Raw genomic sequence first — 10,617 nt, forward strand, 5'->3', positions numbered from 1 at the left:
CTATAATGTAGATTCTTTTATAATACCATTTGTACAGGGGAGATAAATATATGATGGAACAACGTTTTGTGGCTAGAAAAGGCTTCCTTGTCCGGGAAATTGCTGGCGAGTTCATGTTGGTTCCTGTAGATACCGGAGGGGTTTACCAGGAAAAAACGGGAGAAGAACTTCCGGAATTCAATGGAGTGATACAATTGGATGAAGTCGGTGCATTTCTTTGGAACGAGCTGGAAAGCCCGAAGACAATCAAAGCACTGGTGGATGCAGTAGCTGAAGAATTCGATACAGAAGGACAGGATATCACTGAAGACATATGCGAGTTCCTAGATATAGGTATTAAGAGTCAGGTAATATTTATTTTAAAAGAATGATAAGGGAGGATGACAATCATGGCAAGAAGTTACAGAAAACCAATGATGAATGTTGAGAAGTTTGTTGCAAATGAGTATGTTGCAGCATGTGGAGAAAGCGGCGTAGTATATAAATTTACATGTGATGCAGGCGGAGGAGTACCTGGAAGCGTGTACCTGGAGTCCAATGGAAAGGAAGGTTTGCAGAAAACTGGAGGTTGGGGGTATCGTGCAGATACTTATTTAAGCGGATATCATGCATGTGGAACCACACATGAGGCAGAAAGTACAGATTCGTTCCTGAACGGATATTATGTAGTAGATGGAGGCTGGTTTGAAGAGGATACAGTGACTCCGGTAATTGTATGGAGAGGACCAAGGGGTAATAATACACACTGTACTGAAAATCTTAACATGGATTCATGGGAGACTGCAAAGTCATAAACAGAACTGTAAAATGAATAAGAAAGCTGTTGTAAATCAGGCAGATGCCTTCTGGCAGGAACCTATTACAACAGCTTCTTTTATATCATATGGAAGGTTTGGGCAATTCGTACTGTATGATGATGGACAGGATGTGGTGGTATACGAGTGCCAGCAGAACTCATCCGTTCCTTGAGCAAACGTAAGGAAGGCTTTTGCAGTTTTTCGAGCAGAGCGATTGCTTTGGGAGCGTTGTCTGAGTGCGAGAGCACGAGTTCGCGGACAAAGCAATCAAAAGGCGGCGCAGAAAAACAAGAAACCGACGTGTTTGCGATGGGACGGATGAGTTCTGCGTCACTTGTACACCCCACCCATCCATCCCCACACCGTACGATGGACGTATGAAAGGAGTACACATGGACATTCTGGAAGACAGCACCTCAGTTGAGCGTGCTTTATTTGCACATGCTGAAAAGAATAAGATCCCCCTTTACGGCATCCTGGAGCTTCTTCCGCTCTGCAACATGAATTGTGACATGTGTTATGTCAGGATGAGCCGGGAGGAGATGGAAGCAAAGGGGCGGCTTCGTACTCTGGATGAATGGCTTGATATCGCGCGTCAGATGGTGAAAGCAGGTACGCTGTTCGTGTTGCTGACAGGCGGAGAGCCGCTCCTCTACCCGGAGTTTCGTACCCTGTATCAGGAACTTCGCCGACTGGGGATGATCGTGACGATCAATACAAATGGAACGCTCATAGATGAGGAGTGGGCAGATTTTTTCAGGGAAAACCGGCCCCGAAGAATCAATATCACACTGTATGGAGCGAGTGAAGAGACGTATCGTAATCTGTGCCATTTCCCGGAAGGATATGAAAGAACCATGCGCGGGATCCGACTTCTGAGGGAACGGGGCGTGGATGTGAAGATCAACGGAAGCCTTGCAAAGGGCAATATGAATGACCGGATGGAGATCATTGCACGGGGAGAAGAACTGGACGTTCCGGTGCGGATCGATACGTATATGTACCCGTCAGTGCGGGAAAGGAGCTGTCCGTATAACTTGCAGGCGCGGATGAGTCCGGAGGAGGCAGGACGGGCCAAAGTGGAGGTCTTAAGAAGAGAGATGGGCGAAGAGCTGTTTGCGAAGTACCGGGAGAAGACTCTGGAGCTTGCCGGACATACCCCGGAAGGGGATCCGGTTCCGGGGGAGATGACCTGCCGTGCCGGAAAGAGTTCGTATACCATTAACTGGCAGGGGGAGATGCGAGCCTGTGTCGTGTTGGATGAACCGAGTGTCCCGGTGGCAGAGACAGGATTCTCCAAAGCCTGGGAACAGGTAGTACAGGGTACTTCGAGGATACGGACCAGTGCCGCGTGCAGTGCGTGTAAGCTTCGAAAGATATGCAATACCTGTGCGGCGAGTGCGAAAGCAGAGTGCGGGGCATATGATGCGGTGCCGGAATATCTGTGCCGGTATACCCGGGAAACGATACGGTGTCTGGAGTCGGTGGACGATACGGAATCGGTATCGCATACCCGGAATCAGTACCAGGAAGAAAGCACTTTGAAATAAATACACAAAAATGTGGCGGACATGTTATAATATGCATATTATTATGAGCATGAAGGGTTGTATATGGAAGAGCAGAAGCAGGACAATGGAAATGGAAGGAATCTGGGGTTTGAATCTCTGGATATCCTGATCGGAAGATGGAAAGACGGAACATTTTCGGAGATTATTGATGACTGGAAATGGATCTTTAGCTACAGTGCCAGATATAAGGGTGCCATTGCATTTTACGTGGTGCTTGGAATTCTGAGCACGTCGCTTGGGCTGGTAAGCAGCGTGGCGAGCAAGTATCTGATTGATATCATTACGGGGTATAAGATGGAGAAACTTCCGTTTCTGATCGCCATCATGGTAGGAAGTACGGTATTCAGTCTGGTCTTTGACAGTGTGATCAGCCGGATCTCAACCAGGCTCTCCATTGACATCAACAATGACATCCAGGCGGATATCTTTGATAAGATCGTGGACGCGGACTGGCTGGAAATCAATCAATACAGTAATGGAGATATATTGAACCGTTTCAATGGGGATATCAGTACGGTCAGCGGCAATGCCATCAGCTGGCTTCCGTCGATTATTATTGCGGTCTATAATTTTATCGCGACTTTTTTTGTGATCATGCATTATGACTGGATCATGGCAGTGATCGCGCTGGGAAGTGCGCCTTTTATGCTTCTGATGTCCCGTTTTATGATTAAGAAACAGCGGGATTACAGCAAAAAGGTCCGTGAGATGAGCAGTAATCTGATGACATTTGAGGTGGAGACATTTTACAACTTTGATACGATTAAGTCATTTGGAATTGCCCCACATTACAGTAAGAAGATGCGCTGGTGGCAGGGAAGGTTCAAAGACATCAGCCTGAAATATAATTTATTTACCATTAAGACGAATATTGTGCTGTCGATCATGGGAACGATGGTGCAGTTTCTGGCGTTCGGATACTGTCTGTTCCGGCTATGGACGCATGATATCACGTATGGAACGATGACATTGTTTTTGCAGCAGAGAAGTAAGCTCTCGAGCGCATTTAACAATGTGGTATCGATCATACCGTCATTTTTGAACAGTTCGGTGTCGGCGCACCGGATCCGGGAGCTGGTGGAACTTCCGAAGGAAGTGCACATTCCGGAGAGTTCCGAGCTGGATGAGCTTGCGGGGGACGGATTCGAGATCCGGATGAAGGATGTGGAGTTCTCTTATACAGAAGGGACGAGGGTCATCCATCAGTCACAGTTCCGGGCGTGTCCGGGAGAGATCGTGGCGCTGGTGGGACCATCCGGTGAAGGAAAGACTACGATGATCCGTCTGATCCTCGGACTGATTCGTCCGGAGGCGGGAAGTGCGCTGATTGTTGCTTCTGATGGAAAGGAAGTTGTGCTGAATGCAGAGACGCGGCATCTGTTTGCCTATGTCCCGCAGGGCAATACCATTTTATCAGGAACCATTGCAGAGAATATGCGGATGGTGAAGGAAGATGCAACGGATGAGGAGATCGTGGAGGCGTTGAAGATCGCCTGTGCGTGGGACTTTGTGGAGAAGATGCCGGATACGATCAACAGCAGGATCGGGGAACGCGGCCGGGGATTCTCGGAAGGACAGGCCCAGCGGATCGCCATTGCAAGGGCGGTGCTCCGGGATGCACCTGTTCTGCTTCTGGACGAGGCGACGTCTGCGCTGGATGTGACGACAGAACGGCAGGTGCTTCGCAATATTGTACAGCAGAAGCCGAATAAAACCTGTATTGTGACAACACACAGACCAAGTGTGCTGAACCTGTGTCAGAGGGTATATCGTGTTATGGAGACAAAAGTGACGGAACTGGATGAAGAGATGGCCAGCAGGATGGCAATGGATTTTTAACTGTCGGACAGGGAATGGAATCGTTGTATCTTTCTTTATGGATATGAACTGTAATGAGGGACACGGCGATTTTTGTGATAGCGGGTGCATTTTAAAATCTATTGTGATATAATATGCATGATTTTATAACATTTCAGAAGATAAAGGATGATACAATGATAGATATACATGCGCATATTCTTCCGGGATATGATGATGGTGCGGAAGATATGTATGATACAATGGAAATGCTCCGAATGTCTGAGGACAGTGGCGTGGAGGCGATCGTTGCGACTCCGCACTGTAATCTTCCGGGACTGTTCGATAATTATTTCGGGCAGGAATATATCGAACGGTACCAGAGTGTGGTTCGTGCAGCCAGAGAGGAGAATCTGAAGATTCAGGTCCTGCCGGGGATGGAGGCGTATGCGACAGAAGATCTTCCGGATCTGATCGTGGACGGTAAGATCATGCCGCTGAATCAGAGCCGCTATATTTTGATAGAGTTTTCGTTTGACGAGGATCCGGATTATGCGGATGATCTGCTGGAGCGTGTAGCGCATGTGGGCGCAAAGCCCGTGATTGCACATGCGGAACGGTATGAATTTATACAGGATGATCCGCAGAGGGCCTGGAGATGGCGCAAGCAGGGGTATGTGATCCAGGTGAATAAGGGAAGTCTCCTCGGAAGATTCGGAGAAGGCGCACAGATTGCGTCACACAGGCTGCTGCATCACAATCTGGTGTCCGTGGTGGCGAGTGATGCGCATAGTCCATTTCAGAGGACGACCTATATGCGGGATGCTTATGCGGAACTGGGTGTGGAATATTCCCAAAAACATCTGGATGTGCTGTTTCATGAGAATCCTGCGAGAATCTGTGCAAATAAGCCGATCCTGAAGCTGGAGCCGATCCCGTTTTCCGGGCGGTAGTATATCGGCCTGTGAAGAGGCCCTGAATGTTAGTATATATTTATGAAGGAGATTTGTCATGAGAAGACTAAAGTGGATAGTAAGTCTGGTATTTGTGCTTTCCTGTGTGGCATTTGTTGTATATAATGTAAAGTCGCGAATGCTGGAAGATCATACCCCGCCGGTGATTACCTGTGAGGAAGATACGGTGTCGATCAGTGTTGCAGATGAAAAGGAAGTACAGCAGGAAGCGCTGATGCAGGGAGTAACGGCGAAGGATAACCGGGATGGGGATCTGACCTCTTCTATTCGCATTTCGTCCATGTCACATTTTTTATCCAAAGGAAAAAGAACGGTGACGTACGTGGTATTTGATAAAGCGAATCAGGTGGGGACACTGGAGCGAACCGTAGAATATACGGATTATGTGCCGCCGAGGATCTACCTGGCTGCGCCGCTTCGGTACTCAACGACAGAAGCAGATAAGGTTAATCTTATAGAGAATATGACTGCTTCGGACTGTCTCGACGGAGATCTGACGAGTCAGATCCGGACGAGTGTAGACAGCAGCTTTTATTATGTGCAGGCAGGGACTTATATGATTACTGCACAGGTAAGCAACAGTGCCGGGGATGTATGCTCGGTTCCTCTGGAAGTTGTGATCACAGAATCCGGGGATCGTCAGGAACAGGCCAAGTGGTATCCGATGCTGTCATCTTACATCGTGTATACCTCAGTGAATCAGGCGATTGACCCGATGGCATATGTGATCGGGATGGAGATAAACGGCACGGGGTACACATATGAGCAGGATGGTGAGAGACTTGCCGGAACGATGGAGGGAATTGCGGTAACACCCAATGTGGACTATGCAACTCCCGGTGTGTACAGTATCGATCTGTCTTATACGGCAGAGGGGGCACCGACGGCTGTGACCAGAATGTATGTTGTGGTAGAAGGAGAACAGGAAGGAGAACAGGATGGAGAACAGTAGGAATGAAATGTCTGAATTTATGGAATCCGAGATCGAACCATTTACATTGCTGCACGATATCCTGGTAAACTGGTGGGTGATCTTACTCGGAGCGCTCGCCGGAGCTATGCTGACCTATGTTGTGGTGAGCGTAAAATATGTGCCGGAATATACGACACAGGCAACATTTGTGGTTGCGTCCAGGGGCGATTCCAATGCATACAGTAATCTGTCATCTGCCAATACGATGGCGAAGACATTTCAGAAAATATTAAAAAGTAACATCATGGAGAAGACGATCTGTGAGAAGATGAAGGTCGACGAACTGAATGCAGAGATTAATGCGAAGGTTCTGGAAGGAACCAACATGCTGGTTCTGTCAGTGACGGCAGATACGCCGAAGGATTCCATTGATATTATCCGCACGGTCATGGACAATTACAGCAGTGTGTCTTTATATACCGTGGGAAATGCGGTGATGGATGTGCTGGAGGATCCGGTGATCCCCTATGCGCCTGATCATCCGCTGGATGCCACGGGCGATGCAAAGAAAGGATTTCTGGGAGGTGCGCTGATCGTAATCCTTCTTCTTGGAATGCTTTCCTACATGAGCAATACGGTGAAGCAGGAAAAAGAGATTGAGCGTAAGCTGGATGCCAGAAGCCTTGGCGCGATCAGCTATGAGTGGAAATATAAGACGATAAAAGAGGCTGTTCAGCATAAAAAAGAGGCTATTCTGGTAGATAACCCGGTGGCCAGTTTCCGTTTTGTGGAAAGTTATCGAAAGCTTGCCGCAAAGGTAGAATATCAGATGGCCAAAGAAGACCGGAAGGTCCTGGTCGTAACCAGTGTGTCTGAGAATGAAGGAAAGTCTACGGTGGCTGCAAACCTTGCGATTACGTTTGCAGCCCAGTCCAAGAAGGTTCTGCTGATTGACGGAGATATCCGCCGTCCGTCTCAGTTCCTGATTCTGGGAATGGATCTGGAAGAGAAAAATGAGATGGGTGAATATCTCAAAGGCAATGGACAGCTTGGGAATGTCATGCTTCAGTGTAACCGGAAGCATATGCTTTTTATGGGAGGCAAGAACTGCTATTCCACGTCTACGGAGATGTTGAATACGGAGCGTCTTGGTAAGCTTTTGACAGCGTGCCGCAAGTTTGTGGATTATGTGATCATCGATACACCTCCGGCGGGAATGATCGGGGATGCCCAGATATTTGCCAGGAATGCAGATGCGGTAATGATCGTTGCCAGACAGAATTATATGTATGCGGAGGATATCAATGAAGTGATGGATGACTTCCGGGATAATCATACGAAGGTACTCGGAGTGGTATTGAATGGTGTGCAGACGTTCGAGAGTCTGGCGGAAAGTCCGGTTACAGGAACCCGCTATGGAAAGTACAGCAGGTATGGACGTTACAGTAACTATAACAGAGTGAGTAAAAATGAGAACGAAGGAAAGTAGGGCATATGGACGAGTATAGAAGCAGATCGGAAAACGAACAAAATAAGATGCCTGAGAAGATAGATCTTACGAATATTATGATTGATGTCTTTCACGGGATTAAAAAGTTGTGGTGGCTGATTCTTGTACTGGCAGTGGTGTGTGCGGTGCAGTCGTACTTTTCCGTCAGTTCGAATTATCAGTCTAATTATGTGGCAGCGGCAACGGTATCCGTGACTACCGGAAATGGAGCGGAGTATGTCAATGTGGAATCTGCACAGCAGATGGCGGAAGTATTTCCGTATATTCTTACCAGTGGCGTGCTCAAAGACGTGGTTGCGGAAGATATGGGAATGGAATCCATGCCGGGAACGATTCATGTAGAAGCGGAGGAAGGAATGAATCTTCTGACGATCTCCGTGTCCTGCAATGATCCGCAGATGGCATATGAGACACTGATGTCCGTGATTGAAAATTACCCGCAGATTGCAGAGTTCGTACTGGGAGAGACGACACTTACGATTCTGGATGAAACGGGTATTCCGACAGATACAGAACGCGTGGAGGTGATTCGCGGGTCCTATAAGCGGGGCGCGCTCAAAGGTGCGATCATCGGATGTGTTATACTGCTGATCTATGTATTCTCGCGAAGGACGGTAAAGTCAAAGAAAGAGCTGAAGAAGAATCTGAATCTGACGGATCTGGGAAGTGTTCCGTATGTTCGGATGAAAAAAAGAAAGACAGAGACATTTCATAATTCCGTCAGCCTGATGAATGAACGAATCTCACAGGGCTATCTTGAGGCGATCCGCAGGCTTCGCATCCGGGTTGTGAAGGCGCTGGAAGAGGAAGGAAGTCATACACTTCTGGTTACCAGTTCGATTCCGGGCGAAGGAAAGACGACGCTTGCGGCGAATCTTGCGATCTCGATGGCGCAGCAGGGGAAACGGGTGGTTCTTGTGGACTGTGATACGAGAAATCCTTCGGTCGCAGGAGTGATGAATGAGCAGGAAGTGCATCCGGGGCTGGGACAGGTCATCCGGAAGCAGGTGACGATCAAAGAAGCACTGACGACTGTTCAGCTTCCGGAGGGAAGTGTACACGGAAAAGGAAGTCTTCTGGTGATGTATGGCGGGGAGCCGAACGGAAAGGATGCAAGTCTTCTTGGAACCCGGGAAATGAAAGCTGTGATTGATACACTGAAAAAGCAGTGTGACATTGTAGTGCTGGATACCGCGCCGTCAGAGCTTCTGGCGGATGCTCCGCTGCTTGCAAGGTATGTGGATGCCGCACTTTATGTGGTGCGTTATGATTATACGAAGATGCGCCAGATTCTGGAGGGAGTACAGGCGCTTTCTATGAGTGGAATCCATGTTCTTGGATATGTGTTCAACAATGATGCGTCTTCGAAGGGCCGGGGGTATGGATACGGCTATGGAGGCTACAATGGAAGGTACGGTGGCTATAGCGGCAGATACGGTGCATACAGCCGTTACGGATCTTACAGCCGATATGGAACATATGCACGCGGCACATCGGAGGAGAAGGGATCTACGGATCGATATGGACGAGTCATAAAAGAATAGAAGAGATAGAAGAGATAGAGGAGACAGGAGGCATCTGGAAAATGAAATTTTTTCGAAAGCATAAAAAACGGAAGATTGTCGGAATCATCATACTGGCAGTCGTGCTGCTGGTCGTTGGGATCTATGGTTCTATTGTGTGGATGTTTTATAAAGACACGGTAGGGATCGTATCCAAGGACGAGGTGGATCCGAAAGCGGAAAAAGTAAAGATTGCTGAGGAAGATCAAAAAGACAAGGATGTATTCAACGTCCTGCTGGTTGGTACAGATTCCAGAGATCCGAATTCTGACAAGGGACGTTCAGACAGTATGATGCTGGTGTCATTTAACAAAAAGCAGAATAAGTCAACGGTTATTTCTTTCATGCGTGATACGCTTGTTGATATCGACGGTTATGGCAGGAGCAGACTGGGACATACCTATGCATATGGAGGAGTCGGACTTACGATCAACACGCTGAACCAGACCTACGGCCTTGACATTCAGAACTATGTGACGATCAGTTTTGATAATCTGGTCAACGTGATCGATGAGATCGGAGGCGTAGAAGTATATATTTCCGAAGAAGAGGCAGAATACTATCGCAAGAATGGCATGCCGGATATCGTTGCCGGAGATGTGACGCTTACAGGATCACAGGCACTTGCACATGCAAGAAACAGAACACTTGGAAGCGATTTTGAAAGAACAAGGCGACAGAGAAGCGTAATGTACGGAATCTACCGTAAGATCATGTCGGAGAAAGATATATCCGCGCTGCTTCCTCTGATCAATTACTGTGTGACACAGGTTGAAACGAATATGAGCGTCACAGAGATCTACGATATGGCGAAAGAAGTACTGTCGACAGAAGATCTGAAGATGCAGCAGGCGTGTGCGCCACAGGAGGGTACTTATACGCCGATCGTATACGAAGGAATGGATGTACTGGAAATAGACGTGGAAGCAAATAAAAAGATGATAGAAGATCTGCTGTATTAGCCATAGTCGGCGATTACTGATGGAATTCCTGATCTGTAGGGAATGGAAGCAGGGAATGAGAATGGGAGAAAAAAGAGCTGTTGTGTGGGCAGGTGATACTGCCTGAACAACAGCTCTAATATTATGCGCATTCACATATTATAATCTTTTTTTCGTGCATTGCGCTTCGAACGAAGATTCACAGACGTTACCTTGACAGTTAACTCAGCCCAGGCACCCTTACGGCACCCGGAAGCTTCCGCTTAGTGCTGCTTCGTTCCCGACCTGACACGGTTCACGGATTTCCGTCGCGTAAGACCCAAGCCTCAGCGCCACTTATCAAGGGCAGCTCTGCAAACAAATGCCCTCCGCGCAATATCACCCCTGCTATAGCGGATTGCAGGTACAAGGTACCGCTAACACCCCGGCTGCACGAGACTATATTGTAACGTTTTTTTGGAAAAATGTCAATGGGGGACAGGGGATTTTCAATTTGGGACGGAGGATTTTTAAAAATCCTCCGTCCCAAATTGAAAATCCCCTGTCCCCCAT

10 protein-coding genes and 1 other RNA gene are annotated in these 10,617 nt (G+C 47.9%); 10 read left to right on the plus strand and 1 reads right to left on the minus strand.

The genetic code is table 11. The annotated features are described in order from the left end of the window. The first annotated feature begins 50 nt into the window (after nt 1-50). From JQM82_RS12430 to JQM82_RS12475, 10 genes are all read left to right on the plus strand, one after another. Nucleotides 51-371: a PqqD family protein gene (locus JQM82_RS12430; RefSeq protein ID WP_235250666.1), complete on the plus strand. Its 321-nt coding sequence runs from the start codon at nt 51-53 to the stop codon at nt 369-371. Between the two features lie 18 nt (nt 372-389). Next, the gene (locus JQM82_RS12435) at nt 390-794 is read left to right on the plus strand and encodes a hypothetical protein (RefSeq protein WP_235250667.1); all 405 of its coding nucleotides are present in this window, start codon (nt 390-392) and stop codon (nt 792-794) included. Between the two features lie 13 nt (nt 795-807). Then, nucleotides 808-969, plus strand: coding sequence for a hypothetical protein (locus tag JQM82_RS12440; protein ID WP_235250668.1), 162 nt, complete (start codon nt 808-810; stop codon nt 967-969). A 205-nt stretch (nt 970-1,174) separates the two neighbouring features. Next, a complete protein-coding gene (locus JQM82_RS12445) occupies nt 1,175-2,347 on the plus strand; it encodes a radical SAM protein (RefSeq protein WP_235250669.1) in 1,173 nt (390 codons plus the stop codon). A gap of 63 nt (nt 2,348-2,410) precedes the next feature. Beyond that, the gene (locus JQM82_RS12450) at nt 2,411-4,207 is read left to right on the plus strand and encodes an ABC transporter ATP-binding protein (protein WP_235250670.1); all 1,797 of its coding nucleotides are present in this window, start codon (nt 2,411-2,413) and stop codon (nt 4,205-4,207) included. 155 nt (nt 4,208-4,362) lie between these two features. Then, on the plus strand, nt 4,363-5,118 hold the full coding sequence (locus JQM82_RS12455; protein WP_235250671.1) for a tyrosine-protein phosphatase: 756 nt from the start codon (nt 4,363-4,365) through the stop codon (nt 5,116-5,118). Nucleotides 5,119-5,176: 58 nt separating this feature from the next. Further along, nucleotides 5,177-6,091, plus strand: a complete 915-nt coding sequence (locus JQM82_RS12460) for an immunoglobulin-like domain-containing protein (RefSeq protein ID WP_235250673.1) — start codon at nt 5,177-5,179, stop codon at nt 6,089-6,091. Next, nucleotides 6,078-7,541 carry a polysaccharide biosynthesis tyrosine autokinase gene (locus JQM82_RS12465; protein WP_235250674.1) on the plus strand — a complete coding sequence of 488 codons (1,464 nt, stop codon included), beginning with the start codon at nt 6,078-6,080 and terminating at the stop codon, nt 7,539-7,541. The genes JQM82_RS12460 and JQM82_RS12465 overlap by 14 nt, the downstream gene beginning before the upstream one ends. A 5-nt stretch (nt 7,542-7,546) precedes the next feature. After that, nucleotides 7,547-9,106 (plus strand): polysaccharide biosynthesis tyrosine autokinase, encoded by a 1,560-nt coding sequence (locus JQM82_RS12470; RefSeq protein ID WP_235250675.1) that lies wholly within the window; start codon nt 7,547-7,549, stop codon nt 9,104-9,106. A 41-nt stretch (nt 9,107-9,147) separates the two neighbouring features. After that, nucleotides 9,148-10,086, plus strand: coding sequence for an LCP family protein (locus JQM82_RS12475; protein WP_235250676.1), 939 nt, complete (start codon nt 9,148-9,150; stop codon nt 10,084-10,086). Between the two features lie 152 nt (nt 10,087-10,238). Here the strand turns inward: JQM82_RS12475 and ffs are convergent. Beyond that, nucleotides 10,239-10,501, minus strand: an RNA gene (gene ffs, locus JQM82_RS12480) — signal recognition particle sRNA large type. Nucleotides 10,502-10,617: the final 116 nt, after the last annotated feature.

Source organism: Faecalicatena contorta (assembly GCF_021531995.1).
Lineage (GTDB): Bacteria > Bacillota > Clostridia > Lachnospirales > Lachnospiraceae > Dorea_A > Dorea_A contorta_A.

Excerpts from the sequence above, each read along its gene's own strand:
- JQM82_RS12440 (WP_235250668.1), top strand. The coding sequence starts at position 808 with ATGAATAAGAAAGCTGTTGTAAATCAGGCAGATGCCTTCTGGCAGGAA.
- JQM82_RS12435 (WP_235250667.1), top strand. The coding sequence starts at position 390 with ATGGCAAGAAGTTACAGAAAACCAATGATGAATGTTGAGAAGTTTGTT.
- JQM82_RS12470 (WP_235250675.1), top strand. The coding sequence starts at position 7,547 with ATGGACGAGTATAGAAGCAGATCGGAAAACGAACAAAATAAGATGCCT.
- JQM82_RS12460 (WP_235250673.1), top strand. The coding sequence starts at position 5,177 with ATGAGAAGACTAAAGTGGATAGTAAGTCTGGTATTTGTGCTTTCCTGT.
- JQM82_RS12430 (WP_235250666.1), top strand. The coding sequence starts at position 51 with ATGATGGAACAACGTTTTGTGGCTAGAAAAGGCTTCCTTGTCCGGGAA.
- JQM82_RS12445 (WP_235250669.1), top strand. The coding sequence starts at position 1,175 with ATGAAAGGAGTACACATGGACATTCTGGAAGACAGCACCTCAGTTGAG.
- JQM82_RS12465 (WP_235250674.1), top strand. The coding sequence starts at position 6,078 with ATGGAGAACAGTAGGAATGAAATGTCTGAATTTATGGAATCCGAGATC.
- JQM82_RS12455 (WP_235250671.1), top strand. The coding sequence starts at position 4,363 with ATGATAGATATACATGCGCATATTCTTCCGGGATATGATGATGGTGCG.
- JQM82_RS12475 (WP_235250676.1), top strand. The coding sequence starts at position 9,148 with ATGAAATTTTTTCGAAAGCATAAAAAACGGAAGATTGTCGGAATCATC.
- JQM82_RS12450 (WP_235250670.1), top strand. The coding sequence starts at position 2,411 with ATGGAAGAGCAGAAGCAGGACAATGGAAATGGAAGGAATCTGGGGTTT.